The 25,696-nt window shown below is 70.8% G+C and carries 28 protein-coding genes; 15 read left to right on the top strand and 13 right to left on the bottom strand.

All coding sequences use genetic code 11. From position 1 onward, the window contains the following. Positions 1-181: 181 nt before the first annotated feature. Both EV292_RS05720 and argH read right to left on the bottom strand, forming a co-directional pair. Entirely contained in the window at positions 182-424 is a 243-nt protein-coding gene (locus tag EV292_RS05720; RefSeq protein WP_132908261.1) for a hypothetical protein, read from the bottom strand. Next, positions 421-1,800 carry an argininosuccinate lyase gene (gene argH / locus EV292_RS05715; protein WP_132908832.1) on the bottom strand — a complete coding sequence of 460 codons (1,380 nt, stop codon included), beginning with the start codon at positions 1,798-1,800 and terminating at the stop codon, positions 421-423. The genes EV292_RS05720 and argH overlap by 4 nt, the downstream gene beginning before the upstream one ends. A gap of 16 nt (positions 1,801-1,816) precedes the next feature. Here argH and EV292_RS05710 point away from each other — a divergent pair, with 16 nt between their 5' ends. After that, positions 1,817-2,407, top strand: coding sequence for a TlpA disulfide reductase family protein (locus EV292_RS05710; RefSeq protein WP_132908260.1), 591 nt, complete (start codon positions 1,817-1,819; stop codon positions 2,405-2,407). A gap of 55 nt (positions 2,408-2,462) precedes the next feature. Here the strand turns inward: EV292_RS05710 and EV292_RS05705 are convergent, their stop codons facing one another. Further along, positions 2,463-4,592, bottom strand: coding sequence for a M3 family metallopeptidase (locus EV292_RS05705; protein WP_132908259.1), 2,130 nt, complete (start codon positions 4,590-4,592; stop codon positions 2,463-2,465). Between the two features lie 388 nt (positions 4,593-4,980). After that, positions 4,981-6,807, bottom strand: a complete 1,827-nt coding sequence (locus EV292_RS05700; RefSeq protein WP_165927032.1) for an ABC transporter ATP-binding protein/permease — start codon at positions 6,805-6,807, stop codon at positions 4,981-4,983. 101 nt (positions 6,808-6,908) lie between these two features. Here EV292_RS05700 and EV292_RS05695 point away from each other — a divergent pair, with 101 nt between their 5' ends. Then, complete coding sequence (locus EV292_RS05695) at positions 6,909-7,139, top strand: hypothetical protein (protein WP_132908258.1); 231 nt, start codon at positions 6,909-6,911, stop codon at positions 7,137-7,139. Positions 7,140-7,241: 102 nt separating this feature from the next. On the opposite strand, the gene EV292_RS05690 is transcribed toward EV292_RS05695, so the two are convergent. Continuing rightward, the gene (locus EV292_RS05690) at positions 7,242-7,523 is read right to left on the bottom strand and encodes an ETC complex I subunit (protein ID WP_132908257.1); all 282 of its coding nucleotides are present in this window, start codon (positions 7,521-7,523) and stop codon (positions 7,242-7,244) included. Between the two features lie 187 nt (positions 7,524-7,710). Between EV292_RS05690 and dnaK the strand changes: the two genes are divergently transcribed. The 3 genes from dnaK to era all read left to right on the top strand — a co-directional run bounded on the left by dnaK (position 7,711) and on the right by era (position 11,996). Further along, positions 7,711-9,618 carry a molecular chaperone DnaK gene (gene dnaK, locus EV292_RS05685; protein ID WP_132908256.1) on the top strand — a complete coding sequence of 636 codons (1,908 nt, stop codon included), beginning with the start codon at positions 7,711-7,713 and terminating at the stop codon, positions 9,616-9,618. Positions 9,619-9,918: 300 nt separating this feature from the next. Further along, positions 9,919-11,037 carry a molecular chaperone DnaJ gene (gene dnaJ / locus EV292_RS05680; RefSeq protein ID WP_132908255.1) on the top strand — a complete coding sequence of 373 codons (1,119 nt, stop codon included), beginning with the start codon at positions 9,919-9,921 and terminating at the stop codon, positions 11,035-11,037. 23 nt (positions 11,038-11,060) lie between these two features. Beyond that, positions 11,061-11,996 carry a GTPase Era gene (gene era, locus EV292_RS05675; RefSeq protein ID WP_243693672.1) on the top strand — a complete coding sequence of 312 codons (936 nt, stop codon included), beginning with the start codon at positions 11,061-11,063 and terminating at the stop codon, positions 11,994-11,996. A gap of 42 nt (positions 11,997-12,038) precedes the next feature. Here era and EV292_RS05670 read toward each other — a convergent pair whose 3' ends face one another. Next, positions 12,039-12,239: a hypothetical protein gene (locus EV292_RS05670; RefSeq protein WP_132908253.1), complete on the bottom strand. Its 201-nt coding sequence runs from the start codon at positions 12,237-12,239 to the stop codon at positions 12,039-12,041. Positions 12,240-12,425: 186 nt separating this feature from the next. Between EV292_RS05670 and EV292_RS05665 the strand changes: the two genes are divergently transcribed. The 6 genes from EV292_RS05665 (at position 12,426) to fumC (ending at position 16,259) form a co-directional block, all read left to right on the top strand. Beyond that, positions 12,426-13,082: an HAD-IA family hydrolase gene (locus tag EV292_RS05665; protein ID WP_132908252.1), complete on the top strand. Its 657-nt coding sequence runs from the start codon at positions 12,426-12,428 to the stop codon at positions 13,080-13,082. Beyond that, positions 13,079-13,297 (top strand): hypothetical protein, encoded by a 219-nt coding sequence (locus EV292_RS05660; RefSeq protein ID WP_132908251.1) that lies wholly within the window; start codon positions 13,079-13,081, stop codon positions 13,295-13,297. Before EV292_RS05665 ends, EV292_RS05660 begins: the two co-directional genes overlap by 4 nt. Then, a complete protein-coding gene (locus EV292_RS05655; protein WP_132908250.1) occupies positions 13,294-13,974 on the top strand; it encodes an ATP12 family protein in 681 nt (226 codons plus the stop codon). Before EV292_RS05660 ends, EV292_RS05655 begins: the two co-directional genes overlap by 4 nt. 64 nt (positions 13,975-14,038) lie before the next feature. Beyond that, a complete protein-coding gene (locus tag EV292_RS05650; RefSeq protein WP_132908249.1) occupies positions 14,039-14,389 on the top strand; it encodes a phosphoribosyl-ATP diphosphatase in 351 nt (116 codons plus the stop codon). An 11-nt stretch (positions 14,390-14,400) separates the two neighbouring features. Then, a complete protein-coding gene (locus EV292_RS05645; RefSeq protein ID WP_132908248.1) occupies positions 14,401-14,790 on the top strand; it encodes an HIT domain-containing protein in 390 nt (129 codons plus the stop codon). 65 nt (positions 14,791-14,855) lie between these two features. Continuing rightward, positions 14,856-16,259: a class II fumarate hydratase gene (gene fumC / locus EV292_RS05640; RefSeq protein WP_132908247.1), complete on the top strand. Its 1,404-nt coding sequence runs from the start codon at positions 14,856-14,858 to the stop codon at positions 16,257-16,259. Between the two features lie 32 nt (positions 16,260-16,291). Here the strand turns inward: fumC and EV292_RS05635 are convergent, their stop codons facing one another. After that, a complete protein-coding gene (locus EV292_RS05635; protein ID WP_243693634.1) occupies positions 16,292-17,149 on the bottom strand; it encodes an aspartyl/asparaginyl beta-hydroxylase domain-containing protein in 858 nt (285 codons plus the stop codon). 161 nt (positions 17,150-17,310) lie between these two features. Here EV292_RS05635 and EV292_RS05630 point away from each other — a divergent pair, with 161 nt between their 5' ends. Next, complete coding sequence (locus tag EV292_RS05630; RefSeq protein ID WP_132908246.1) at positions 17,311-20,250, top strand: M16 family metallopeptidase; 2,940 nt, start codon at positions 17,311-17,313, stop codon at positions 20,248-20,250. Positions 20,251-20,262: 12 nt separating this feature from the next. Here EV292_RS05630 and EV292_RS05625 read toward each other — a convergent pair whose 3' ends face one another. Beyond that, positions 20,263-20,835, bottom strand: a complete 573-nt coding sequence (locus EV292_RS05625) for a septal ring lytic transglycosylase RlpA family protein (protein WP_132908245.1) — start codon at positions 20,833-20,835, stop codon at positions 20,263-20,265. Next, a complete protein-coding gene (hisF, locus tag EV292_RS05620) occupies positions 20,832-21,593 on the bottom strand; it encodes an imidazole glycerol phosphate synthase subunit HisF (protein ID WP_132908244.1) in 762 nt (253 codons plus the stop codon). Before hisF ends, EV292_RS05625 begins: the two co-directional genes overlap by 4 nt. A 124-nt stretch (positions 21,594-21,717) precedes the next feature. On the opposite strand from hisF, the gene EV292_RS05615 reads away from it, so the two are divergent. Further along, positions 21,718-21,960 carry a hypothetical protein gene (locus EV292_RS05615; protein WP_132908243.1) on the top strand — a complete coding sequence of 81 codons (243 nt, stop codon included), beginning with the start codon at positions 21,718-21,720 and terminating at the stop codon, positions 21,958-21,960. Between the two features lie 129 nt (positions 21,961-22,089). Here the strand turns inward: EV292_RS05615 and hisA are convergent, their stop codons facing one another. From hisA to hisB, 4 genes are all read right to left on the bottom strand, one after another. After that, on the bottom strand, positions 22,090-22,824 hold the full coding sequence (gene hisA / locus EV292_RS05610) for a 1-(5-phosphoribosyl)-5-[(5-phosphoribosylamino)methylideneamino]imidazole-4-carboxamide isomerase (protein ID WP_132908242.1): 735 nt from the start codon (positions 22,822-22,824) through the stop codon (positions 22,090-22,092). A gap of 361 nt (positions 22,825-23,185) precedes the next feature. Then, positions 23,186-23,791 carry an imidazole glycerol phosphate synthase subunit HisH gene (gene hisH / locus EV292_RS05605; protein WP_132908241.1) on the bottom strand — a complete coding sequence of 202 codons (606 nt, stop codon included), beginning with the start codon at positions 23,789-23,791 and terminating at the stop codon, positions 23,186-23,188. After that, positions 23,788-24,099, bottom strand: coding sequence for a YciI family protein (locus EV292_RS05600; RefSeq protein ID WP_243693633.1), 312 nt, complete (start codon positions 24,097-24,099; stop codon positions 23,788-23,790). The genes hisH and EV292_RS05600 overlap by 4 nt, the downstream gene beginning before the upstream one ends. Continuing rightward, a complete protein-coding gene (gene hisB, locus EV292_RS05595) occupies positions 24,096-24,683 on the bottom strand; it encodes an imidazoleglycerol-phosphate dehydratase HisB (RefSeq protein ID WP_132908240.1) in 588 nt (195 codons plus the stop codon). Before hisB ends, EV292_RS05600 begins: the two co-directional genes overlap by 4 nt. A 73-nt stretch (positions 24,684-24,756) precedes the next feature. Between hisB and EV292_RS05590 the strand changes: the two genes are divergently transcribed. Together EV292_RS05590 and EV292_RS05585 are read left to right on the top strand one after the other, a co-directional pair. Next, the gene (locus tag EV292_RS05590) at positions 24,757-25,242 is read left to right on the top strand and encodes a ClpXP protease specificity-enhancing factor SspB (protein WP_132908239.1); all 486 of its coding nucleotides are present in this window, start codon (positions 24,757-24,759) and stop codon (positions 25,240-25,242) included. Beyond that, entirely contained in the window at positions 25,239-25,661 is a 423-nt protein-coding gene (locus tag EV292_RS05585; protein WP_132908238.1) for a GNAT family N-acetyltransferase, read from the top strand. Before EV292_RS05590 ends, EV292_RS05585 begins: the two co-directional genes overlap by 4 nt. Positions 25,662-25,696 lie beyond the last annotated feature (35 nt).

The raw sequence follows: 25,696 nt of genomic DNA, 5'->3' as shown, positions 1-25,696 counted from the left end.
GTGCAGGTTGTCGCGCCCGCCACCCACCCATCTCCCGGCGTCATCCCGAACTCGTTTCGGGATCCACCGTGCCGCTTATTCCTCGGCGGCGGCGTATGCGGGGCAGTGGATCCCGAAACAAGTTCGGGATGACGGAAGAAGGGTGAATAGCACAGAGAAGCGCCTCAACGCCCCACCGTCATCACCGCGGCGGCAGGTCGAACTCGTCGCTCTGGCGGTCCTGCGAGCGGGTGAGCACCTCGCCGGTGCGGCGCGGTCGCGCCTGCACGCTGGGCGTGAGCAGGTCGCGGATCTTGGGCGTCGCAGTCGCGCCATACGGCGCCACCGGCAGCGGCGTGCCCGGCGCCGGCTTGAGCGCCTCGGTCGAGCCGCATCCCGCCAGAACGAGCGCCAGCCCCACCACGGCGGATCGGGCCGCGCTCATGCCGCCCCTCCCGTCCGCTCCGCCCGCGCGGCGGCGATCGCCGCGCGGACATTGTCGGGCGCGGTCCCGCCGAAGCTGCGCCGGCTCGCCACCGAGGCGTCGACCGACAGCACGTCGTAGACCGCATCGGTGATGCGCGGGTCGATCGCCTGCAGCTCGGCGAGCGGCACGCGATCGAGCGTGCAGCCCAAATCCTCGGCGCGCGCCACCGCGCGGCCGGTGATATGATGCGCCTCGCGGAACGGCACGTCGGCCTCGCGCACCAGCCAGTCGGCGAGGTCGGTCGCGGTGGCGAAGCCGCTCTCCGCCACCTGGCGCATCCGCTCGGTGCGGAAGGTAGCGCTCTCGACCATCCCGGTCATCGCCGCGAGCGACAGCGCGAGCAGGTCATGCGCCTCGAACACAGGCGGCTTATCGTCCTGCATGTCCTTGGAATAAGCGAGCGGCAGCCCCTTCATCGTGACCATCAGGCTAACCAGACAGCCAGTGATCCGCCCGCTGTGCCCGCGCACCAGCTCGGCGGCGTCGGGGTTGCGCTTCTGCGGCATGATCGAGCTGCCGGTCGACCATTGGTCCGACAGCGCGACGAAGGCGAACGGCTGCGACGCCCACAGCACGAACTCCTCCGCCAGCCGCGACAGGTGAAGCGCGCACTGGCTCGCCGCCATCAGGTAATCGAGCGCGAAGTCGCGGTCGCTGACCGAATCGAGGCTGTTGCGCGTCGGCGCGTCGAAGCCGAGCGCGCGCGCGGTGGCGTCGCGATCGATCGCGAAGCCGGTGCCCGCCAGCGCCGCCGCGCCGAGCGGGCAGAGGTTGGCGCGCGCGCGATTGTCGGTGAAGCGCGAGCGGTCGCGTCGCACCATCTCGTGATAGGCCATCAGATGGTGGCCGAGCGTCACCGGCTGCGCCGACTGGAGATGCGTGAAGCCCGGCATCACGCTGGCGGCATGCTCTTCCGCCCGCGCGAGCAAGGCATCGTCGAGCCGGTCGAGCGCTTCCACCACCTGATCGGTCGCGTCGCGCACCCACAAACGGAAGTCGGTCGCGACCTGGTCGTTGCGGCTGCGCGCGGTGTGGAGCCGCCCCGCCGCGCCGCCGATCACCTCGCCGAGCCGCGCCTCGCTCAGCATATGGATGTCCTCCATCGCGAGATCGTCGGGCACGCCCTCTTCGGCGTAGCGCTTGGCCACCTGCGCCAGCCCCGCGTCGATCGCGGCGACGTCCGCGGCGGAGACGATCCCCTGCGCGCCCAGCATCGCGGCATGCGCGCGGCTGCCCGCGACGTCCTGGCGCCACATCCGCTTGTCGAAGGGGATGGAGGCGTTTATCTCGCGCATGACGGCGGCCGGACCCTCGGCGAAGCGCCCGCCCCACATCTGGTTGGAACCGCTCATGGTCTCGCGTGTCGCGATCGTCTGTCTCCTCGGCGCCGCGCTGGCGGTCAGCGCGTGCGATAAGGGCTCGGGGGGCGACGGGCAAGCCGCGGGCGCGGGCAACGCCGCCATCGCCAGCGCGGACGAGGTGCCCGCCACCGGCGCGGCGCGGCCGGACAAGGTCGACCGCAGCCACAAGGGCGAGGCCGCGCCTGGCGTCGGCTTCACCACGCTGGCGGGTGCGCCGACGACGCTGGCCCAGCTGGGCGGCGGCAAGCCGCTGCTGGTGAACCTGTGGGCGACCTGGTGCGCGCCGTGCGTCAAGGAGATGCCGACGCTCGATGCCGCCGCGGGGGCGCTGGCGGGCAAGGTGCGCGTGGTGGCGGTGAGTCAGGACATGGAGCCCGCCAAGGCGAAGGACTTCCTCAAGGCGCGCGGTTTCGCGAGGCTGGAGCCGTTCCTCGACGAGAAACTGGCGCTGAGCACCGCTTACGGCGCCAACCTGCCGACGACGATCCTGTACGATGCGTCGGGCAAGGAGCTGTGGCGCGTGACCGGCGATCTCGACTGGACCGGGGCGCAGGCCAAGGCGCTGCTCGCCGAGGCCTGAGCGCGCCGCCGCTCCCCCCCGGCGCGGGGAGGAGCGGCGCGCGCCCCGCCGGCCTTTACGGCGCGACGCGCGACCCGTCGGCGTTGAGCCCGAGATTGTGGAGCAGCGGCGCCACCTCCGGGTCCTTGCCGTAGAAGGCGCGGAACATCGGGGCGTAATCCTCGGTATGCCCCTTCGACAGGATCATGTCGCGGAAGCGTTGGCCGTTGGCGCGAGTCATGCCGCCGTTGCGCTCGAACCAGTCATAGGCGTTGGCGTCGAGCATCTTGGTCCACTGATAGGCGTAATAGCCGGCCGAATAGCCGTTGCCCCAGATGTGGAGGAAATAGCTCGAACGATAGCGCGGCGGCACGTCGGCGGTGTCGAGCCCGGTCTCGGCCAGCGCCTTGGCCTCGAAGGCGTCGGCGTCCTGCTGGCCCGCGCTGGCGGGAAGCGAGTGCCAGCTCATGTCCATCTCGGCCGCCGCCAGCGCCTCGCCGAACGAATAGCCGGTGTTGAACGTCGCGGCGCGCTTGATCTTGCCGACCAGCTCGGGCGGGATCACCGCACCGGTGCGGTAGTTGACGGCATAGTGCGGCAGCACCTTGGGATCGAGCGCCCAATGTTCGTTGAACTGCGACGGGAACTCGACGAAGTCGCGCGCGGTGTTGGTGCCCGAGACCGAGGGATAGGTCTGGTTCGCGAACAGCCCGTGCAGCGCGTGGCCGAACTCGTGGAACATCGTCGTCACGTCGTCGAAGGTGATCAGCGCGGGCTGGCCCGCCGCCGGCTTGGTGAAATTGCCGACGTTGTAGATCACCGGCTTGGTGCCGAGCAGCTTCGCCTGGTTGACGAAGTTCGACATCCACGCGCCGCCGTTCTTGTTGTCGCGCTTCCAATAGTCGAAATACATCAGGCCGATGGTGCGGCCGTCCTGCTCGAACACCTCATAGACCATCACGTCGGGCTGATAGACGGGGAGGTCGGTGCGGCGCTTGAAGGTGATGCCGTAGAGCTGGTTGGCGGCGTAGAAGACGCCGTCGGTCAGCACCTTGTTGATCTCGAAATAGGGCTTCAGCTCGTCCTGGTTGAGGTCGTACTTGGCCTTGCGCAGCTTCTCGGAATAGAGGTCCCAATCCCACGGCTTGAGCGCGAAATTGCCGCCCTCGGCCTTGATCTGCGCCTGGAGCTCGCCCGCCTCGCGCTTCTGCTCGGCCGCGACCGGTGCGCCGAGCTGGCGCATGAACGCGAGCGCGGTCTTGGGCGTCTTCGCCATCTGGTCGGACAGGACATAGTCGCCCCAGGTGGCGAAGCCGAGCAACTTGGCCTTCTGCGCGCGCAGCGCCGCGATTTGGCTGATCGTCGCGCGCGTGTCGTTGGCGTCGCCTTTGGTCGCGCGGGTCCAGCTCGCGGTGAACAGCGCCTCGCGCGTGGCGCGATCGGTGAGCGTCGCCAGCACCGGCTGCTGAGTCGTGTTCTGCAGCGTCAGCACGTACTTGCCCGCGAGGCCGCGCTCCTTGGCGGCGTCGGCGGCGGCGGCGATCTCGGCGTCGGAGAGGCCGGCGAGCTTGGCCTTGTCGTCGACCACCAGGGCGCCCGCCTTGGCCGCGGCGAGCAATTTCTGCTGGAACGCGGTCTCCAGCGTGGAGAGCTGCGCGTTCAGCGCGCTCAGCGCCTTCTTGTCGGCGTCGTTGAGCTTGGCGCCGGCGTGGACCATGTTCTCATAGGTCAGCGTCAGCACCTGGCGCTGCTCGGCGTCGAGCTGGAGCGTGTCGCGCTGATCGTACAGCGTCTTGACGCGCCAGAAGAGCTTGGGGTCGAGGTTGATCGCATCCTGGTGCGCGGCGAACTTGGGGGCGAGCACCTCCTGCGTCTTCTGCAACACGTCGTTGGTGTTGGCGCCGTTGACGCCCGAGAAGGCGAGCGCCGCTCGCTCGAGCAGCCGGCCGGACTTTTCCAGCGCGGCGATCGTGTTCTCGAAGGTCGGCATCGAGCGGACGTTGACGATCGCGGCGACCTCGCGGCGCTGCTCGGCCATCCCCGCCTCGAGCGCGGGCAGGTAATCCGAGTCCTTGATCTTGTCGAAGGGGGGCGCCTGATAGGGCAGGGTGCTCGGCTTGGCGAAGGGGTTGGTCGGGCTGAGCGTCTGCGCGACGGCAGAGGAAGACATCAGCGCCACGACGGTGGCGACGGCGAGGGAACGCATCGGTGCTCCTTGAGCTGGAGGATGCGCGTCTGATGCACCCGCAACCGGGGAGGGGCAAGGGAGCTGCCCTACTCTGGGTCAGTGCGTGGGCTGCTGGCCGTGTCTCCTTGGGGGGGCGACGCGTCAGTCGTGGCGCCGCCCGATCACCGTCATCCCGGGCTCGACCCGGGATCCATGGTGCCGTGAGAGCAACGCGGGCGGCTCTCGCGGCGCGATGGATCCCGGCGCGAGGCCGGGATGACGGAGGTAAGCTGCATCCGCGACAATGAGCTTCTTGAGTCCGGATCCATGGTGTCGCGAGCGCCGCCGGCGTCGCTCTCGCGAAGCGATGGAGCACGGCGCGAGGCCGGGATGACGGCGATCCTCTCGTCGGGAGGGAGAGCATGCCTCACGCCACCGCGACCGGCGCCTCCTCGGCCTCCTCGCTCTCGGCCGCCTGACGCGCCCACATCGCGGCGTAGAGGCCGTCGCGCGCGAGCAGCTCGGCGTGGGTCCCGCGCTCCACCACGCGCCCCGCCTCCAGCACCACGATCTGGTCGGCGTGGACGATGGTGGAGAGCCGGTGCGCGATCACGATCGTGGTGCGTCCGCGCTCGATCGCGGCGAGCGTCTCCATGATCTCGCCCTCGGTGCGGCTGTCGAGCGCGCTGGTCGCCTCGTCGAGGATCAGCAGCGGCGGGTCCTTGAGCAGCGTTCGCGCGATCGCCACGCGCTGCTTCTCGCCCCCCGACAGCTTGAGCCCGCGCTCGCCGACGCGCGTCTGATAGCCCTCGGGCTGGCGCTCGATGAAGCCGGCGATCGCCGCGCCGCGCGCCGCGGCGGCGACCTCGGCCTCGCTCGCGCCCTCACGGCCGTAGGCGATGTTATAGCCGATCGTGTCGTTGAACAGCACCGTGTCCTGCGGGACGATGCCGATCGCGGCGCGCAGCGTGGCCTGCCGCACGCGCGCGATATCCTGCCCGTCGATCGTGATCCGGCCCTGATCGACGTCGTAGAAACGGTACAGCAGCCGCGCCAGCGTCGACTTGCCCGCGCCCGAGGGACCGACCACCGCGCAAGTGGTGCCCGCGGGCACGTCGAGGTCGATCCCCTTGAGGATCGGCATGCCCGCGTCATAGCCGAACGCCACGCCCTCGAAGCGGACATGCGCGTCGTGCACCGCCAGCGCGGGCGCGTCGGGCGCGTCGACCACCTCGGGCGCGGTGTCGATCAGGTCGAACATCGCGCCCATGTCGATCACGCCCTGACGGATCGTGCGATACACCATACCGAGCAGGTCGAGCGGGCGGAACAGCTGCGACAGCAAAGTCGACACCAGCACCACGTTGCCGGCGGTGAAGCGCCCCTGGCTCCAGCCCCAGGCGACCCAGGCCATGCCCGCGGCGAGCATCAGGTTGGTGATGAGCGCCTGGCCGATGTTGAGCCACGCCAGGCTGTTCTCGCTCTTCACCGCGGCCTCGGCATAGGAGCGCATCGCGCCGTCGTAGCGCTTGGCCTCGCGCTCCTCGGCGCCGAAATATTTCACCGTCTCGAAGTTGAGCAGCGAGTCGACCGCGTGTGCCACCGCGCCGGTGTCGAGGTCGTTCATCTTCTCGCGCAGCGACGAGCGCCAGTCGGTGACGGTGCGCGTGAACCAGATGTACAGCGCCACCATCGCCAGCGTCGCGACGACCAGTGGCCAGCCGAACTTGACCTGGAAGATGCCCAGCACCAGCGCGAGTTCGAGGATCGTTGGCGCGATGTTGAACAACAGGAAATAGAGCATCGTGTCGATGCTCTTGGTGCCGCGCTCGACCACCTTGGTGACCGCGCCGGTGCGCCGCTCGAGATGGAAGCGCAGCGACAGCCGATGGAGATGGCGAAACACGCGCGCCGCGAGCCGCCGCGTCGCCTCCTGGCCGACCTTCTCGAACACGGTGTTGCGCAGATTGTCGAACAGCGTGGTGCCGAAGCGCGCCGCGGCATAGCCGATCACCAGCAGCACGATCAGCGTCACCGGCGTGGTCGGCACCGCCATGCCGTCCACCGCGCCCTGGAGCGCGAAGGGTGCGCCATAGACCTGCACCAGCTTGGACGCGACCACCAGCGCCAGCGCGCCCGCGACGCGCAGCTTCATCCCCGGCGAGTCGCTCGGCCAGAGATCGGGGAGGAAGCGGCGGAGCGTCGGCAGCAGCGGACGCTCGGTGCCGGCGGCGGCGGGGCGGTCGGGAGGCATGTGCCTGAGATGTCGTGTGCCGGAACGGGAGCGTCAACCGCGCATGCGGGACCGGAACGGCGCCGGGCGGTCTTCGTTTTCCCAGGCGTGAGGAGGCAGCGATGGACGCGGTATTCTTCGTGATGGCGATCATGGGCTGTGGCGACGGCGCCACCGGCTGCGCCGAGGCGCGTGTCGCGCCGGCGCATTACGCCACGGTGCAGCAGTGCGAGGCGGCGATGGCCAACGTGCTCGCGCGCAACAGCGACCTCGATTTCCCTGTGGTGAGCGCGGCGTGCCGGCGCAGCGGCCCGCAATGGGTCGACAAGCGCGACAGCACCCGCCGCGGTTGAGCGCGCCACCGAGAGGCGCCGCCCACGACGGTCATCGCCAGCACCTGTCCGCCAGCACCTGTCCGCCATCACCCGGCCGGCGAGCCCGGCCGCGCCGCGACCTTAGCGGAAATTGTCGGCGTAGCTCTGTAGCTTCAGCGTCTTGGTCGGCGTCGGGATCACGGTGTAGCGCAGCCCCTGCTGCTCGGCGTACGCCACCGCCGCCTCGCAGGTGGGGAAGCCCAGCCTGATCTGATCGCGCGTGTCGCCGCTGCCGGCCCAGCCGGTCAGCGCGTCGGGCTGCTTGGCCTCGCCGGGCTCGAACTCGAGCTGCCAGCGATCGGTGCGGGCCTTGCCCGACTGCATGGCGTTCTTCGGGCGCTGGTAGATGCGGGCGGTCTGCATGATCGGGCCTCCCTACGTGACACGCGCGAGTCAGGCAATCGTTCCCGGCCGCGCCCGCCACACCACCGCCGCAATCTTGCGGGGCGCGACCGCGCACCTATATCGCGCTTCGTCATCGCGGTTGCGCTGCCGTAACGGGGCGCCGCCGCATCAATACACGTCAACGCAGGGGCTAGGCAAAGCACTCATGGCAAAAGTTATCGGGATCGACCTCGGCACCACCAACTCGTGCGTGGCCGTGATGGAAGGCGGCAAGGCCAAGGTCATCGAGAATGCGGAGGGCGCGCGCACCACGCCGTCGATCGTCGCCTTCGCCAAGGACGGCGAGCGGCTGATCGGCCAGCCGGCGAAGCGCCAGGCCGTCACCAACGGCGACAACACGATCTTCGCGGTGAAGCGCCTCATCGGCCGCCGCTTCGACGATCCCGTCACCAAGAAGGACACCGAGCTGGTCCCGTACAAGATCGTGCGCGGGTCGAACGGTGACGCGTGGGTCAGCGCCGGCGGCAAGGAATACAGCCCGTCGCAGATCAGCGCCTTCACGCTGCAGAAGATGAAGGAGACCGCCGAGTCGTATCTCGGCGAGACCGTCACCCAGGCGGTGATCACCGTCCCGGCCTATTTCAACGACGCGCAGCGCCAGGCGACCAAGGACGCCGGCCAGATCGCGGGCCTCGAGGTGCTGCGCATCATCAACGAGCCGACCGCGGCGGCATTGGCCTACGGGCTGGACAAGCAGGACGGCAAGACGATCGCGGTCTATGATCTCGGCGGCGGCACGTTCGACGTCTCGGTGCTCGAGATCGGCGACGGCGTGTTCGAGGTGAAGGCCACCAACGGCGACACCTTCCTCGGCGGCGAGGATTTCGATAACAAGATCGTCGACTATCTCGCGCAGGGCTTCCAGAAGGACGAGGGCATCGACCTCACCAAGGACAAGCTCGCGCTGCAGCGCCTCAAGGAGGCCGCCGAGAAGGCGAAGATCGAGCTGTCGTCGGCGCAGTCGACCGAGGTCAACCTGCCCTTCATCACCGCCGACCAGAACGGCCCCAAGCACCTGGTCAAGACGATCACCCGCGCCGATCTGGAGCGGCTGGTCGAGGACCTGATCAAGCGCACGCTCGACCCGTGCAAGAAGGCGCTGGCCGACGCGGGCGTCTCCGCCAGTGACATCAGCGAGGTGGTGCTGGTCGGCGGCATGACGCGCATGCCGCGCGTGCGCGAGATCGTGAAGCAGTTCTTCGGCAAGGACCCGCACACCGGCGTGAACCCCGATGAGGTGGTCGCGATGGGCGCGGCGATCCAGGCGGGCGTGCTGCAGGGCGACGTCAAGGACGTGCTGCTGCTCGACGTCACCCCGCTGTCGCTCGGCATCGAGACGCTGGGCGGCGTGTTCACCCGCATGATCGACCGCAACACCACGATCCCGACCAAGAAGACCCAGGTCTATTCCACTGCCGACGACAATCAGCAGGCGGTGACGATCCGGGTGTTCCAGGGCGAGCGCGAGATGGCGGCGGACAACAAGCTGCTCGGCCAGTTCGACCTGGTCGGCATCCCGCCGGCGCCGCGCGGCGTGCCGCAGATCGAGGTGACGTTCGACATCGACGCCAACGGCATCGTCAACGTCTCGGCCAAGGACAAGGGCACCGGCAAGGAGACCCAGATCCGCATCCAGGCCTCGGGCGGTCTCTCCGACGCCGACATCGATCAGATGGTGCGCGACGCCGAGTCCTTCGCCGAGGAGGACAAGAAGCGCCGTGCCGCGGCCGAGGCGAAGAACAACGCCGAGTCGCTGATCCACACCACCGAGCGCCAACTCGCCGACAATGGCGATAAGGTCGACGAGTCGCTGCGCGGTGAGATCCAGGGCGCGATCGACGCCGCCAAGAAGGCGGTCGAGTCGAACGATCCCGAGCAGATGAACGAGAAGAGCCAGGCGCTGGCGCAGGTCGCGATGAAGCTCGGCCAGGCGATCTACGAGAAGCAGCAGCAGAGCGAGGCCGCGCCGCAGGGTGAGACCGCGCAGGCCGACGCGCCCAAGGACGACGTGGTCGACGCCGAATTCTCGGAAGTCGACGACCACAAGGCGTAACGGCGCTTCGCCCTCTCCCCGGTGGGGAGGGGGCGGGGGTGAGTGGTGAGGGACGGTGACGATGCAGCACAGGACAGCGTTCGTGGCCGCCCCTTACCTGATCGGCACGCTTGCCGATGATGTCGACGGCACACCCACTTCGTCATGCCGGGCCGGACCCGGCATCCATGGCGCCGCGTGCACCACGTCTGTGGCGCGCGCCGACGCATGGATCCCGGCGCAAGGCCGGGATGACGCGGGGGCGTGCGCGTCGGCCACATTTCCCAAGGCTCCCCCGCGGGGGAGAGGGCTTATGTTCGCATGACCGAGATCGACTATTACGAGCTGCTCGAGTGCGAGCGGACCGCGGACGCGGCGACGATCAAATCGTCGTATCGCAAGCTCGCGATGAAATACCATCCGGACAAGAACGCCGGGTGCAAGGACAGCGAGGCCAAGTTCAAGGCGGTCAGCGAGGCCTATGACTGCCTCAAGGACCCGCAGAAGCGCGCGGCCTATGATCGCTTCGGCCATGCCGCCTTCAGGAACGGCGGCGGCGGTGGCGGCGGCGCGCAGGATTTCGCCGGCTTCTCCGACATTTTCGAGAGCGTGTTCGGCGAGTTCATGGGCGGCCAGCGCGGCGGCGGGCGGCAGGTGCGCCGCGGCGCGGACCTGCGCTACGACATGGAGATCACGCTGGAGGAGGCGTATCACGGTAAGGAGACGGAGATCACCGTCGACATCTCCGCCGCGTGCGACAGCTGTCACGGCACCGGCTCCAAGCCCGGCACCCACGCGCACACCTGCCAGCACTGCCACGGCCACGGCAAGGTGCGTGCGCAGCAGGGCTTCTTCGTGGTGGAGCGGGCCTGCCCGCTGTGCCACGGCTCGGGCGAGGTGATCACCGACCCGTGCGCCGACTGCCGCGGCGAGGGTCGCGTCGAGAAGACCAAGACGCTCGCGGTCAACGTGCCGCCCGGCGTCGACGAGGGCACGCGCGTGCGGCTCACCGGCGAGGGCGAGGCGGGCGCGCGCGGCGCGCCGCCGGGCGATCTCTACATCTTCCTGCATGTGAAGCGGCACGCGATCTTCGAGCGCGAGGGCACCACCTTGTTCGCGCGCGCGCCGATCAGCTTCACCACCGCGGCGCTGGGCGGGACGCTGTCGATCCCCGGGCTCGACGGCAAGCGCCACGAGGTCAAGATTCCCGCGGGCATCCAGTCGGGCAAGCAGCTGCGCCAGCGCGGCGCGGGCATGCCCGTCTTGCAGGGGCGCGGCACCGGCGACTTGGTGATCCAGGTCGAGGTGGAGACGCCGACCAAGCTCAGCACGCGCCAGCGCGCGCTGCTCGAGGAGTTCCGCGAGACCGAGACGGGTGACGAATGCCCGCAGAGCCAGGGCTTCTTCTCGCGGCTCAAGAACGCGATCGCGGGCGAGTGAGCGGCGTGGACGAGAACGCGCCGGTGACTCAACATTCGCAACATTCGCAACATTCGCAACATTCGCCCGCGACGCGCTGCGGGCTGGTCGCGGTGGTGGGCGCGCCCAATGCGGGAAAGTCGACGCTGGTCAATGCCCTGGTCGGGCAGAAGGTGGCGATCGTCAGCCCCAAGGCGCAGACCACGCGCGCGCGGCTGATGGGCGTTGCGCTCCAGGACGAAACGCAGCTGCTGCTGGTCGATACGCCCGGCATCTTCGCGCCGCGCCGCCGGCTCGACCGCGCGATGGTGGCGGCGGCCTGGGGCGGCGCGGAGGGCGCCGACGTGATCGCGCTGGTGGTCGACGGCAAGGGCGGTCTCGGCCCCAAGGTCACCGAGATCGTCGAGTCGCTCAAGGAGCGGCGCGAGCCGATCTACCTCGTGCTCAACAAGGTCGACCTCGCCGACAAGCCCAAGCTGCTGATCCACGCGGAGAAGCTCAACGCGATGCTGGCCTTCGCCGAGACCTTCTTCGTCTCGGCGCAGACCGGCGACGGACTGCCCCAGCTCAAGCGCGTGCTGGCGGCGGCGATGCCCGCGGGGCCGTGGCATTATCCCGAGGACCAGGTGTCCGACGCGTCCGAGCGCGCACTGGCGGCCGAGGTGACGCGCGAGCAGCTCTACCTCCAGCTCCACGCCGAGCTGCCTTATGCCAGCGTGGTCGAGACCGAGAAGTTCAGCGAGCGCGAGGATGGCTCGGCCGAGATCCACCAGCAGATCCTGGTCGAGCGCGTGACCCAGCGCGCGATCGTGCTCGGCAAGGGCGGCGCGCGCATCCGCGAGATCGGGGCGCGCGCGCGGGCGGAACTGGCGGTGCTTCTCGACCGGCCGGTCCACCTCTATCTGCACGTCAAGGTGAAGCCCGGCTGGGACGAGGACCGCGGCGTCTACCGCGATATTGGGCTCGACTGGGTGGAGTGACGCGGGCGCGCGGGCCGATCCGTCAGCCCGCGCCGCGCGATCTCAGAGCGTCTCGCCGGTCACCAGCCCCCAGGCCGCATAGACGGTGAGCGCCACGGTGAGCGCGCAGGTCGCGCCGAACAGGACATAGCCGATATAGGTGAGCACCGGCGGGTTGGGGCGCGCGAGCCGGCGGTTGTGCGACGCGCCCGAGAGCACGAAGCTCAACAGCATGCCATAGGTCAGTGCAACGGCTTCCAGCATTCCCCACACCCTCGTGATGGTTCATCGACGCGGCCGCCCCCCGACGCCCGTCGTGCGCTTAACCTTATTCGTTCCTGCCTACGAAGAGGTTAACGCGCGCCCCGCCGCGCCTCGCGCACGCTCCGCCGCGCTGCGGCATCGACGGGGGGATGGCGCGGGCGGCACAGGCTCCGCTAAGCGCATCTCATGTCCCCACGTCTCGCCGTGTTCGACTGCGACGGCACGCTCGTCGACAGTCAGGCCAATATCTGCCGCGCGATGGAGGCGGCGCATCGCGGCGCCGGCCTTCCCGCGCCGTCGCACGCCGCGATCCGCGCGATCGTCGGGCTCAGCCTAATCGAGGCGATGGCGATGCTCCTGCCCGACTCGCCCGCGACGCTCCACGCTGCGCTCGCCGCCGATTATAAGCGGGCGTTTCAGCAGATGCGCGCCGACGCCGCGCTCGATCCCGAGCCGCTGTACGACGGGCTGGTCGAGGCGCTCGACACGCTCGCGGTCGCGGGCTGGCGGCTGGGCGTCGCGACGGGCAAGTCGGATCGCGGGCTGGCGCTGCTGCTCGCGCATCACGGCCTGACCGAGCGGTTCGTCACGCTCCAGACCGCGGACCGCCACCCGTCCAAGCCGGACCCGTCGATGCTCGCCGCGGCGATGGCGCAGGCGGGCGCGGCCCCCCATATGACCGTGATGATCGGCGACACCAGCTTCGACATGGCGATGGCGCGCGCCGCCGGGGTGCGCGCGATCGGCGTGACCTGGGGCTATCATCGCGAGGAGGCGCTGTGGGCCGCGGGCGCGCAGGCGATCGCGCGGCGCTGCGCCGACCTGCCCGGCTGCGTCGCATGAGCGCGCGCGACCACGATCCCGCGATGGTGCGCTGGCTCGCGCTGGTCGGGGTGCGGCTGGTGGCGAGCTTCGGCGCGATCCTGGGCGTAGTGCTGCTCGGGCGGGCGGTGACGCTCCCGGCCCAGCTTCTGGGAGTCGCGATCGTGCTGTCGGCGCTGTGGGTGATGGCGACGGTGCCGCGCGCATTGGCGCGACGGTGGCGGAGCGAGCGGTGAGGCGCTTCTGGCAGCAGGTCGCGATCGACGCGGACGGTGGCATCTTGCTCGACGACCGACCGGTGCGGACCCCCGGTCGCGTCGCGCTCGCGCTGCCGCGCGCGGCGCTGGCGGAGGCGGTGGCGGCGGAATGGCGCGAGGTCGGCGAGACGCTCGACCCGCGCGCGATGCCGCTGACCGGCCTCGCCAATGCCGCGATCGACCGGATCGCGACGGCGCCGCGCGACTTCGCCGCGGGGTTGGCGCGCTATGCCGAGACCGATCTGCTCTGCTACCGCGCCGACGCGCCCGTGCCGCTGGTGGAGCGTCAGGCGGCGGCATGGGACCCGCTGCTTGCCTGGGCGGCACGTCGCTATGACGTGCATTTCACGCTGGTCGCGGGGGTGATGCACCGGCCGCAGCCCGCCGCGACGGTCGCGCGACTGAGCGAGGCGGTGGCGAGCCGCGACGCCTTCGCGCTCGCCGCGCTGTCGCCGCTGGTGACGATCACGGGCACGCTGGTGGGGGCGCTGGCGCTGGCCGAGCGCGCGACCGACGCGGAGGCGCTGTGGACCGCGGCGACGGTGGACGAGGCGTGGCAGGCCGAGCAATGGGGCGAGGACCCGCTCGCGGTCGCGGCGACCGCGGCGCGGCGGCGCGACTATGACGCGGCGGTGCGTTTCCAGTCGCTGCTCTAGGCAGCGCGCGGTGCGCGGCGCGGTGCCTTGACCGCGCCGGCGCGAAGCGGCACCCCGCCCGGTCATGGACCAGCCCGACCCTCTCGACCGGCTCGCCGCCACGGTCGCCGCGCGCCGCGGCGCCGATCCGGACAGCTCCTATACCGCCGCACTGTTCGCGCGCGGTCGCGCGCGGATCGCGCAGAAGCTCGGCGAGGAAGCGGTGGAGACGGTGATCGCGGCGCTGCGCGGCGACGAGCGTGCGATCGTGCCCGAGGCGGCCGATCTGCTGTACCACCTGCTGGTACTGCTCGCGGATGCCGGGCTGACGCTCGACGACGTGCGCGCCGAGCTGGCGCGGCGCGAGGGCGTGTCGGGCCATGACGAGAAGGCCGCGCGCGGCGGCCCGCTGCCGCTCTCCTTCCGCCCCGAGTAAGGACCGTTCCGATGACCGTCGACGCCACCTTGCCCTATGACGACACCAACATCTTCGCCAAGCTGGTGCGCGGCGAGATCCCGTCGCGCCGCGTGTTCGAGGACGCCCACAGCATCGTCTTCCACGACATCGCGCCCTGGGCACCGGTGCATCTGCTCGCGATCCCCAAGGGGAGCTATGTCAGCTGGGACGATTTCTCCGCGCGGGCGAGCGTCGAGGAGATCGCCAGCCTCACCCGCGCGATCGGTCAGGCCGCGCGCGAGGCGGGGCTGGTCGAGCGCGGCTATCGGCTGATCGCGAACACCGGGCTCGACAGCCATGCCGAGGTGCCGCACCTCCACGTCCACATCCTGGCAGGGCGCGCGCTGGGGCCGATGCTGGCGCAACGCGACCCCGGCTGAGCGCACGATCGCCGCGACGGGGCAGGAGCGGCGCAACGCTCCGCCGCGCGGCGAGTTGGCACCGCATGACCGACACCGCCACGCGCACCGAGACCGACTCGATCGGGCCGATCGAGGTTCCCGCCACCGCTTACTGGGGCGCGCAGACCGAGCGCAGCCTCGAGAATTTCCCGTTCGGCGCGCGCGAGCGGATGCCGATCGAGATCGTCCGCGCGCTCGCGCTGGTGAAGCAGGCGGCGGCGCGGGTGAACCGCCGCCACGGCCTCGAAGCGGAGAAAGCGGACGCGATCGAGGCCGCCGCGCAGGAGATCGCGCAGGGCCTGCTCGACGATCAATTCCCGCTGGTGATCTGGCAGACCGGCAGCGGCACGCAGAGCAACATGAACGTCAACGAGGTGATCGCGGGCCGCGCCAACGAGATCCTCACCGGCCAGCGCGGCGGCAAGGCGCCGGTCCACCCCAATGACGACGTCAACCGGGGGCAGTCGTCCAACGACAGCTTCCCCACCGCGCTCCACGTCGCCTGCTCGCTGGCGGTGCGCCAGCGGCTGATCCCCGCGGTGGAGCGACTGCATGAGTCGCTGGCGGCGCGCGCGCGCGACTGGGCGGGCGTGGTGAAGATCGGCCGCACCCATCTCCAGGACGCGACCCCGCTGACGCTGGGCGACGAATTCTCGGGCTATGCGCACCAGCTCCACCGCTGCCTGCGGCGGATCGAGCCCGCGGTCGAGCACGGCACCGACCGGCTCGCACAAGGGGGCACCGCGGTGGGCACCGGGCTCAACGCGCCCAAGGGCTTCGCGCGCGACGTCGCGGCGGAACTGGCGGCGATCACCGGCGTGCCGTTCGCGCCGGCGGAGAATTTCTTCGAGGCGCTGGCGAGCAACGATCCGCTGGTCCACCTCTCCGGCACGCTCAACACGCTGGCGGTGGCGTGCAACAAGATCGCCAACGACATCCGCCTGCTCGGCTCGGGGCCGCGCAGCGGGCTGGGCGAACTCGACCTGCCCGCCAACGAGCCGGGCAGCTCGATCATGCCGGGCAAGGTCAACCCGACCCAGTGCGAGATGCTGACGATGGTCGCGGCGCAGGTGATGGGCAATCACGTCGCGGTCACCGTCGGCGGCGCGCAGGGGCATCTGGAGCTCAATGTCTTCAAGCCGATGCTGGGTGCGGCGGTGCTGCGCTCGATCGACCTGCTCGCCACCGGATGCGAGAGCTTCGCGCTGCGCTGCGTCGACGGGCTGCGCGCCAACGAGGGGCGGATCGGCGAGCTGGTGGCGCGCTCGCTGATGCTGGTCACCGCGCTCGCCCCCGAGATCGGCTATGACAAGGCCGCCAAGATCGCCAAGCACGCGCACGAACAGGGACTGACGCTGCGCGAGGCCGGGCTGGCGCTGGGGCTGGTCGACGCCGAGACCTTCGACCGGGTGGTGCGTCCCGAGGCGATGCTCGGCGAGCGCGGCTGATCGTCCGTCGACCCTGAGCCCGCGCGCGGGCGTCAGCCGTCGAGCTGGCGCACCGCCGCGTTCCACTTGGCGACATTGGCGCGCGCCTCCTGGACGAAGGCGGAGCGCTTGACCACGCCCAGGAACAGGTCGGCGAACCACCGCCCGGGGTGGCGGAGCGGGCGCTCGAACTGGATCAGCAGCACCACGCGCGTCCCCGCGGTGTCGTTCCACACCTCGTGCCGGTAGGTATCGTCGAACACCAGCGTCTCCCCCTCGGCCCAGCGCACGATGCGGTCGTCGACGCGCATCCGCACGTCGCCGTCGCGCGGCACGATCAGCCCGAGGTGGCAGGTGATCAGGCCTTTGGTCACGCCGCGATGGTCGGGGATGTGGGTCCCCGGCGCGAGGATCGAGAAAAAGGCCGAGTTGAGCCCCGGGATCTGCTCGATCACCGCCTGGGTATGCGGGCAGCGCACCAGATTCTCGTGGATCGGATAGCCATAGCCCCACAGGAAGAAGGAGCGCCATTTGTTGATCTCGGCGATGGCGCGATGATCGGGCGAGATCGTCGCCAGGCTGGGCGCCGCATTGCCGACCAGCGCCACCGCGCGCGCCTCGTCGCGGATCGCTTGCCAATGCTCGCGCAGCAGCGCGGTCCAGGCGAAATCGCGCACGTCGAGCACGGGATCGTTGGGCACCAGCGACGAGCCCGCGATCAGCCGGTCGAACACCCCGCGCAGGTGCTTGCCGACGCGGATCAGCAGCGGTCGGTTCGATTCGGCGCGCAGCTCGGCGCCCGGCACCGGCGCGCCCGAGATCACGTTGAGATCGGGTACCAGCACCGGATCGGCCGAGTCGGCGCTGTCCTGCCACATCGGCGTGCGCGCCAATCGCGTGTCCTGCTTCATCTTTCCGTCCTCGCGGAGGCCGCGCTCCTGGTTCACCGCGCTAGACCCGCTTCGCGACGAAAACGTGGCACTTGAGCGGCAAAGGCTTGTGCTGGCGGCAGAAGCCGAGCTTCGACCGCGGCGTGTTGCGGCCGGACCGTCGCCGCCCTACAAGCGCGCGCATGCCTTCGTATTCGCGCGCGCTCGCGAAGCCGCTCGTCGCCCTTCTGCTCGTCTCCGTGTCGCTGCCGCTGCCCGCGCAGCAACGCGCGCGCCGCGCCCCCGCGACCTCCGCTCCCGCCCCGGCCAAGTCCGCGGCGGCGGCGCCCGCTCCCGCGATCCGCGTCGACACGTCGCCGTGGCTGTTCAAGGGATCGGACATCCCGCCCGATCCCGAGTGGCATTTCGGCGCGCTGCCGACCGGGCTGCGCTACGCGGTGCGCAAGAACGGCGTGCCGCCGGGGCAGGTCGCGGTGCGCGTGCGGATCGACGCGGGCTCGCTGTACGAGAGCGATGCCGAGCAGGGCTTCGCGCATCTGATCGAGCATCTGTCGTTCCGCGGCTCGCGCTACGTGCCCGACGGCGAGGCCAAGCGCGTGTGGCAGCGCTTCGGCGCCACCTTCGGCTCGGACTCGAACGCCTCCACCACGCCGACGCAGACGGTCTACAAGCTCGATCTGCCCGGCGCGACTGACGTCAAGCTCGACGAGAGCCTCAAGATCTTCGCCGGCATGATGGCCGAGCCCGCGATCACCGACGCGGGGCTCGCCGCCGAGCGCCCCGCGGTGTTGGCCGAGCAGCGCGAGGCGCCGGGCGCGCAAGTGCGCTACGGCGACGCGATCCGCCAGACCTTCTTCGCGGGCCAACCGCTCGCCGATCGCTCGCCGATCGGCACGATCAAGACGCTGGAGGCGGCCACGCCCGCGACGGTGCAGGCGTTCCACAACAAATGGTACCGCCCGGCGCGCGCGGTGGTGATCATCTCGGGCGACATCGATCCCGACGTCGCCGCCAAGCTGGTGGTGAAGAATTTCGGCACCTGGACCGGCAAGGGCGCCGACCCGGCCGACCCCGATTTCGGCGAGCCCGATCCCAAGGCGCCCGCGACCAAGACGATCGCCGAGCCGTCGCTGCCGCCGGTGGTCGCCACCGCGACGCTGCGGCCGTGGGAGTATCGCGACGACACGATCATCTTCAACCAGAAGCGGCTGGTCGACTTTCTCGCGATCCGGCTGATCAACCGCCGGCTCGAGTCGCGCGCGCGCGCCGGGGGGAGCTTCCTCCAGGCGTCGGTGAGCCTCGACGACGTGTCGCGCTCGGCCAACGGCACCTTCACCAACGTCGTCCCGATCGGCGACGATTGGGAGGCTGCGCTCAAGGACGTGCGCGCGGTGGTGGCGGACGCGATGGCGACACCGCCGACCCAGGCCGAGGTCGACCGCGAGCTCGCCGAGTTCGACGCGGCGATGAAGAACGACGTCGACACCGCGCGTGTCGAGGCCGGCGCGAAGCAGGCCGACGACATGGTCAACGCGCTCGACATCCGCGAGACCGTCGCGGGGCCGAAGACCAGCTACGACATCCTGCAGGACGCGCGCACCAAGGGCATGTTCACGCCCGCGGCGATGATCGAATCGACCAACCGGCTGTTCAAGGGCGACGTCCAGCGCGCGCTGCTCAACACGCGCACCGCCGACGCCAGCGCCGCGACCAAGCTGGCCGCCGCGCTCACCGCCGATGTCTCCAAGCTGGCGGGCAAGCGCGCCGAGCAGCGCTCCGTCGATTTCTCCAAGGTGCCCAAGCTCGGCACGCCGGGGCAGGTGAGCGCGCGCGCGACGATCGGCGACCCGCCGATGGAGCAGGTGACCTTCGCCAACGGCGTGCGCGCGCTGATCTACGCCAACCCGTCCGAGACGGGGCGCGTCTATCTGCGCGTGCGCTTCGGGCGCGGCTATCAGGCGCTGCCGGGCGACCGGCCGACCCCGGCCTGGGCCGGCGAGACCGCGCTGATCGCGAGCGGGATCGGCACGCTCGACCAGGGCGCGCTCGACGCGCTGACGACGGGGCGGCGCATCGGGCTGGACTTCGACATCGGCGACGATTCGTTCCTGTTCGGCGCGCAGACGACGCCGGGGGATTATACCGACAATCTCACGCTGATGGCGGCCAAGCTCGCCGCGCCGCGCTGGGACGCGGCGCCGGTGGCGCGCGCGCGCGCGGCGATGCTGACGGGCTATGCCGGGCTGAGCTCGTCGCCCGACGGCGTGCTGGCGCGCGACCTCGAGGGACTGCTGCGCGACGGCGACCCGCGCTGGGGCATGCCGACGCTGGCGCAGATCCAGGCGCTCAACGCCAAGGACTTCAAGAAGCTGTGGCAGCCGCTGCTGGCGACCGGGCCGATCGAGGTGGACGTGTTCGGCGACGTCAAGGCGGACGAGGCGATCGCCGCGATCGCCAAGAGCTTCGGCGCGCTCAAGCCGCGCCGCGCGGACGAGGGCACGGGCGCGCCGGTGCGCTTCCCCGCGCACAATGCCACACCGGTGATGCGCAGCCACGACGGCGACGACAACCAGGCCGCCGCGGTGATCGCCTGGCCGACCGGGGGCGGCTCGGCCGACCACGCCGAGCAGCGCCGGCTCGACGTGCTGGCCGCGGTGTTCGCGGATCGCTTGTTCGACCGCCTGCGCTCGGTGGCGGGGGCGAGCTATTCGCCGACCGCGCAGAGCCAGTGGCCGGTCGGCCTGCCCGGCGGCGGGCGGCTGATCGCGGTGGGCAAGGTGGCGCCCGACAAGGTGTCCTTGTTCTTCCAGCTGTCGCGCCAGATCGCGGCCGAGTTGGTGTCGACGCCGATCAGCGCGGACGAGCTGCGCCGCACGATCGTGCCGATGCTGCAATATATGGCGCGCGCCTCGTCGGGGAACCAGTTCTGGCTGATCCAGACCTCGGGTGGCACCTTCGATCCCAAGCGGATCGAGGCGAGCCAGAGCCTCGTCGGCGACATGACCAACATCACGCCCGAGGGGCTCCAGGCGACCGCGGCCAAATATCTGCGCCCCGAGAAGGACTGGACGATGGCGGTGGTGCCCAAGGCGCCCCCGGCGGGGGCGGCGCCCGCCAAATAGCCGCGGACCGGCTCAGCGCCCCAGCGCGCGCAGCCCGGTGTCGAGCTGCGCGCGCAGGTTGGCGGCGACGTCGGGCGCGACGTCGGGGCGCGGCGCCGCGGCTTTCCCCCGACGCAGCCGCTCGCGATCGCGCTCGGGCGGCTCGACCACCCGCACGCGCACCGCGACATGGCCGCGCGCGCGCACGCCGAGCAGCTCGGCGGCGCCGCGCGACAGGTCGATCAGCCGGTCGCGCGCAAACGGTCCGCGATCGTTGACCCGCAGCAGGATGACGCGCCCGGTGTCGAGCGCGGTGACCTCGACGTAGCTCGGCAGCGGCAGCGTCGGATGCGCCGCGGTGACCCATTTGGCGCGGAAGCGCTCACCGTTGGCGGTGCGGTTGCCCGACTCGCTGCCGTACCAACTGGCATAGCCGAGCATGTCGTAGCTCGGGTCCGCCGCGGGCGTGTAGGTGACGCCGCGCACCACATAGGGTCGGCCGAGCCGCACCGGCGCGTCGCTGACGGGTCGGTAGTGGCCGCCGCAGCCGGCGAGCAGCGCCGCCAGCAGCGCCGCCCCCGCCGCGCGCCGCGCAGTGCGGCTCAATGCGCGCGCACCGGCACGCCCGCCGCCGCGAGCGCGGCATGCGCCTCGGCCACCGTGGCCTGGCCGAAGTGGAAGATCGAGGCGGCGAGCACCGCCGAGGCATGGCCCTCGGTTACTCCCGCGACGAGGTCGTCGAGCGAGCCCACGCCGCCCGAGGCCACCACCGGCACCTCGGTGCGATCGGCGATCGCGCGCACCAGCGCGAGGTCATAGCCGCCGCGCGTGCCGTCGCGGTCCATCGAGGTGACGAGCAGCTCGCCCGCGCCGAGCTCGGCGAGGCGCAGCGCGTGCGCCACCGCGTCGATCCCGGTGGCGCGGCGCCCGCCATGGGTGAACACCTCCCAGCCCTCGCCGACGCGGCGCGCGTCGACGCTGGCGACGCAGCATTGGCTGCCGAACCGCTCGGCGATGTCGCTCACCAGCTCGGGGCGCGCCACCGCCGCGGAATTGACCGCGACCTTGTCCGCGCCGGCGAGCAGCAAAGCGCGCGCATCCTCGGCGCTGCGCACCCCGCCCCCGACGGTGAGCGGCATGAAGCAGACCGCGGCGGTGCGGCGGACGACGTCGAGGATGGTGCCGCGCGCCTCGTGGCTGGCGGTGATGTCAAGGAAGCAGAGCTCGTCCGCCCCGGCGGAGTCATAGGCGCGCGCCTGCTCGACCGGGTCGCCGGCGTCGATCAGGTCGACGAAATTGACGCCCTTGACGACGCGGCCCTCGGCGACGTCGAGGCACGGGATCACGCGGGCACGGACGGTCATGCGTGCGGCTCATGCCGAAGCGGGCGGGTGAGGGCAAGCGCGGGCGCCGAAGTCGGTCAGTGGCGGGGTTCCTTGAAGCGCGCGCGGCGGCATCATCGCTGCCGATTGGCGAGGAGAACAGGCGATGCGATGCCGCTTCTGTGCGCTGCTGGTGATGCTCGCCAACCCGCGCGGCGCGTTCCCGACCGAGTGGCCGCACGAGCGCCGTACGATCCTGTGCTGGTCGTGGTTTCGCCAGCGCACGTGGGAAGCCGAGCTGGAGCGCGAGGAGCGTTTCTGGCTGCATGCGCCGCACACGCGACGAGGCACGGCGCGCGGGTTGGTCGCGCGCAGCGGTGTGAGTCAGGGACCGGCGTTTCCCGGCTGAGCTGTGCTGCAGCGAGCGCCGGAGCTCAGGGTCACGAAGGGCAACGGCTCGCGGCGTGGTGTCCGCCTAGGCGCCCGCCTGCGTGGGAGCGCCAGGAAAGATCCCACCGCTCCCCCGCCTGCGCGCCCGCTACGCCGCCGCCGCCACGCTCAGCGCCGCTGCGAGGTCGAGCCGCCCGTCATACAGCGCGCGTCCGGTGATGACGCCTTCCACGCCGTCGCGCGCGTGCAGCGCCAGCACGTGGATATCCGCGATCCCCGCCACGCCGCCGCTCGCGATCACCGGAATGTCGACCGCGCGCGCGAGGTCCACCGTCGCCTCGATATTGGCGCCCTTGAGCAGCCCGTCGCGGCCGACGTCGGTGAACAGCAACGCCGCCACCCCCGCGTCCTCGAAGCGGCGCGCGAGCTCGACCACGCTGGTGGTGGAGACGTCGGCCCAGCCCTTGGTCGCGACCATGCCGTCGCGCGCGTCCACCGCCACCACCACGCCGCCGGGGAAGTCGCGCGCGGCGCCGCGGACGAACTCGGGATCCTCCAGCGCGGCGGTGCCGATCACCACGCGCGACACGCCGAGATCGAACCAGCGCTCGACGCTCTCGCGCGTGCGGATGCCGCCGCCGAGCTGGACATGGCCGGGGAAGCGCTCGACGATCGCGCGCACCGCCGCGCCGTTGACGCTGGCACCGGCGAAGGCGCCGTCCAGGTCGACGACGTGGAGATGCGCCGCGCCGGCCTCGGCGAACAGCATCGCCTGCGCCGCGGGGTCGTCGCCGTAGACGGTGGCGCGCGCCATGTCGCCCTCGGCGAGGCGGACCACCTGGCCCTGCTTGAGGTCGATCGCGGGGAAGACGATGAGGGTCATGCGGGGTTACTCGGCGAAGGGGCGGGGCGGGGAAAAGCGCAGGACACGCGTGAGGCGCGAGCCTCCGCCTCGCCCACTGCCGTCATCCCGGACTTGTTCCGGGAACCACCGTGCCGCGGAGCCAGCGGCTCGCGGATGCGCGGAGCAGTGGATCCTGAAACGAGTTCAGGATGACGCCGTGGCTGGGGAGAGGCCGACCGCCTCACCCCCGCCGTCATCCCGGACTTGGTCCGGGATCCACCCGTCCGCGCGCTCGCCGGCTTTGAGGTTTGCGGCGCGGTGGATTCCAGACCAGGTCCGGGATGACGGAAGGGGAAGGAGAATTCGTTGTAAGCGGCGAAACTCTTCCGCACTCGCCCCCTCACGGCCGCCACGCCAGGAAGCGTTCGAGCAGCGCCAGCCCGTAGCGCTGGCTCTTCTCGGGGTGGAATTGCACCCCCACCACATTGTCGCGCGCTACCGCCGCAGTCACCGGACCGGCATGGTCGGTGGTCGCCACCACGTGCGCGCCGCTGAAGGCGTAGCTGTGGAGGAAATAGGCCTCGCCCGGGACGATCAGCGCATGCTCGACCTGCGGCACCACGTCGTTCCAGCCCATGTGCGGCACCTTGGCGTCGCTGCCGGCAACGTCGATCCGGCGCACAATGCCGTCGATCCAGCCGAGCCCGGCATGGTGACCGAGCTCCTCGCCCGCGGTGGCGAGCAGCTGCATCCCGACACAGATGCCGAGGAACGGCGCGCCCTCCGCCAGCACGCGGCGCTCGAGCGCGGCGACCAGCCCTTCGACCGCGCGCAGCGCCGCGGCGCAGGCGCCGAACGCGCCCACGCCGGGCAGCACGATCCGGTCGGCGCGCGCCACCGCGTCGGGGTCGGCGGTGACGACCAGGTCGTCGCACCCTGCGGCGCGCAGCGCGTTGGCGACCGAGTGGAGGTTACCCGCCTGATAGTCGATCAGCGCCAGCGTCATGCCAGCCACGTGCGGACCGCGTCGGCGGCGAAGCTGGCGTGGAACGGCACCACCTCGGCGGTCGCCGCGCCGGCGGTGACGAACGGGTCGGTCGCGGCGATCGCCTCGGCCGCGGCACGGTCGCCGCGCACCACGATCACCCCGCCGCTGCGCGGCTCGCGCCGGCCCGCCACCAGGAAGGCGCCCTCCGCGAAGCCGGCGTCGAGCCAGGCGACATGCGCCGGCATCAGCGCGTCGATCTCGTCGAGCGGGCGCACGTAGCTCAGCAAGATCAGGCTCAGCTCGCCGCCGGCGCGGAAGCGGCTCACAAAGTGCCCTTGGTAGAGGGGATCACGCCGATCTTGCGCGGGTCAATCTCGATCGCCTCCCGCAGCGCCCGCGCCAGCCCCTTATAGGCGCTCTCGGCGATATGATGGTTGTTGTCGCCGTACAGCGTCTCGACGTGGAGCGTGATCCCGGCGGTCTGCGCGAAGCTGTGGAACCAGTGCTGGAACAGCTCGGTGTCCATCTCGCCCAGCCGGGTCTGGGTGAAAGCGGTCTTCCACACCAGCCACGGCCGCCCCGAGATATCGAGCGCGACTCGGGTCAGCGTCTCGTCCATCGGCGACAGAGCGTCGGCGTAGCGGCGGATGCCGCGCTTGTCGCCGAGCGCCTGCGCCACCGCGCTGCCGAGCGCGAGCGCGCTGTCCTCCACCGTGTGATGCTGGTCGATGTGGAGGTCGCCGTCGCAGTGGAGCGTGACGTCGATCAGCGAGTGGCGCGCGAGCTGCTCCAGCATATGGTCGAAGAAGCCGACCCCGGTGTGGATGTCATACTGGCCGGTGCCGTCGAGGTTGACCGAGACGCTGATACGGGTCTCGCTGGTGTCGCGGCGGAGCGTGGCGGTGCGCATGACGCCGGTCCATAACGCGCTGTGCGGTCCAAGCAACCTTGACCGCTCGGCCCATCGCGCTACCCATAAGCGCATGAACGACATGCTGCCCGACAGCCAGATCCCCTATGACGAGATCGTGCAGGAAGCGCTGCGCGCCGTCGTCGGGCGCGTGCTGGGCGTGGTCGCCGAGACCGGGGGTCTGCCCGGCCAGCACCATTTCTACATCACCTTCAAGACTCAGGCGCCTGGCGTCGACATTCCGTCGCGCCTGGTCGAGCGCTTCCCCGACGAGATGACGATCGTGCTCCAGAACCGCTTCTGGGATCTGACCGTCGACGAGGAGCGCTTCTCGGTCGGGCTCAGCTTCAACCAGGTGCCGTCGAAGCTGGTGATCCCGTATTCGGCGATCACGGGCTTCCACGATCCGGCGGTGAACTTCGAATTGCGCTTCCAGGCGCAGGAAGGGCCGGGCGACGGCCCCGGCGGGCATGACCCGGCCGAGAATGACGGCCCGCCCGCGGGCGGCGCGAGCGACGGCTCGAACGTCGTCGCGGTGGACTTCAAGCGCAAGAAGTGATCGAGCGGGTCGCCGCGCCCGACGCGGCGGTGCGCGCCGCGATCCTCGCGCCGCTGGTGGCGCACAACGACTCTGCGGTCGGCGCGACCGAGCGCGAGGAGATCGCGCTGGTGCTGCGGGACGAGGCCGGCGCGATCGTCGGCGGGCTGTGGGGCACGGCGAGCTATCGCTGGCTGTTCGTGCAATATCTCGCGCTCCCGCCCGAGCGGCGCGGCCGCGGCGAGGGCCGCGCGCTGATGTGCGCCGCGGAGGCCGAGGCGGCGCGACTCGGGTGCGTCGGCGTGTGGCTCGACACGTTCAGCTTCCAGGCGCGCGGCTTCTACGAGAAGCTCGGCTACGCGCTGTTCGGCACGATCGACGATTATCCCCCGGGTGAAGCACGCTTCTTCCTGGCGAAGCGGATCGACGCGCGCGCTTGATCGCGCGTGCCAGAGTGACCGCCGCACCGAGTCGC

This window comes from Sphingomonas sp. BK235, assembly GCF_004345855.1.
Taxonomy (GTDB): Bacteria; Pseudomonadota; Alphaproteobacteria; order Sphingomonadales; family Sphingomonadaceae; genus Sphingomonas.
The sequence above is the reverse complement of the archived record's forward strand: the minus strand, read 5'-3'. Positions and strand labels throughout refer to the sequence as shown.

Excerpts from the sequence above, each read along its gene's own strand:
- fumC (WP_132908247.1), top strand. The coding sequence starts at position 14,856 with ATGACCGACACCGCCACGCGCACCGAGACCGACTCGATCGGGCCGATC.
- hisB (WP_132908240.1), bottom strand. The coding sequence starts at position 24,683 with ATGCGCACCGCCACGCTCCGCCGCGACACCAGCGAGACCCGTATCAGC.
- EV292_RS05645 (WP_132908248.1), top strand. The coding sequence starts at position 14,401 with ATGACCGTCGACGCCACCTTGCCCTATGACGACACCAACATCTTCGCC.
- hisF (WP_132908244.1), bottom strand. The coding sequence starts at position 21,593 with ATGACCGTCCGTGCCCGCGTGATCCCGTGCCTCGACGTCGCCGAGGGC.
- dnaJ (WP_132908255.1), top strand. The coding sequence starts at position 9,919 with ATGACCGAGATCGACTATTACGAGCTGCTCGAGTGCGAGCGGACCGCG.
- dnaK (WP_132908256.1), top strand. The coding sequence starts at position 7,711 with ATGGCAAAAGTTATCGGGATCGACCTCGGCACCACCAACTCGTGCGTG.
- EV292_RS05660 (WP_132908251.1), top strand. The coding sequence starts at position 13,079 with ATGAGCGCGCGCGACCACGATCCCGCGATGGTGCGCTGGCTCGCGCTG.
- EV292_RS05635 (WP_243693634.1), bottom strand. The coding sequence starts at position 17,149 with ATGAAGCAGGACACGCGATTGGCGCGCACGCCGATGTGGCAGGACAGC.
- EV292_RS05690 (WP_132908257.1), bottom strand. The coding sequence starts at position 7,523 with ATGCAGACCGCCCGCATCTACCAGCGCCCGAAGAACGCCATGCAGTCG.
- EV292_RS05695 (WP_132908258.1), top strand. The coding sequence starts at position 6,909 with ATGGACGCGGTATTCTTCGTGATGGCGATCATGGGCTGTGGCGACGGC.
- EV292_RS05700 (WP_165927032.1), bottom strand. The coding sequence starts at position 6,807 with ATGCCTCCCGACCGCCCCGCCGCCGCCGGCACCGAGCGTCCGCTGCTG.
- EV292_RS05720 (WP_132908261.1), bottom strand. The coding sequence starts at position 424 with ATGAGCGCGGCCCGATCCGCCGTGGTGGGGCTGGCGCTCGTTCTGGCG.
- EV292_RS05590 (WP_132908239.1), top strand. The coding sequence starts at position 24,757 with ATGAACGACATGCTGCCCGACAGCCAGATCCCCTATGACGAGATCGTG.
- EV292_RS05650 (WP_132908249.1), top strand. The coding sequence starts at position 14,039 with ATGGACCAGCCCGACCCTCTCGACCGGCTCGCCGCCACGGTCGCCGCG.
- EV292_RS05670 (WP_132908253.1), bottom strand. The coding sequence starts at position 12,239 with ATGCTGGAAGCCGTTGCACTGACCTATGGCATGCTGTTGAGCTTCGTG.
- argH (WP_132908832.1), bottom strand. The coding sequence starts at position 1,800 with ATGTGGGGCGGGCGCTTCGCCGAGGGTCCGGCCGCCGTCATGCGCGAG.
- EV292_RS05705 (WP_132908259.1), bottom strand. The coding sequence starts at position 4,592 with ATGCGTTCCCTCGCCGTCGCCACCGTCGTGGCGCTGATGTCTTCCTCT.
- EV292_RS05665 (WP_132908252.1), top strand. The coding sequence starts at position 12,426 with ATGTCCCCACGTCTCGCCGTGTTCGACTGCGACGGCACGCTCGTCGAC.
- hisH (WP_132908241.1), bottom strand. The coding sequence starts at position 23,791 with ATGACGCTGGCGCTGATCGACTATCAGGCGGGTAACCTCCACTCGGTC.
- hisA (WP_132908242.1), bottom strand. The coding sequence starts at position 22,824 with ATGACCCTCATCGTCTTCCCCGCGATCGACCTCAAGCAGGGCCAGGTG.
- EV292_RS05630 (WP_132908246.1), top strand. The coding sequence starts at position 17,311 with ATGCCTTCGTATTCGCGCGCGCTCGCGAAGCCGCTCGTCGCCCTTCTG.
- EV292_RS05615 (WP_132908243.1), top strand. The coding sequence starts at position 21,718 with ATGCGATGCCGCTTCTGTGCGCTGCTGGTGATGCTCGCCAACCCGCGC.
- EV292_RS05710 (WP_132908260.1), top strand. The coding sequence starts at position 1,817 with ATGGTCTCGCGTGTCGCGATCGTCTGTCTCCTCGGCGCCGCGCTGGCG.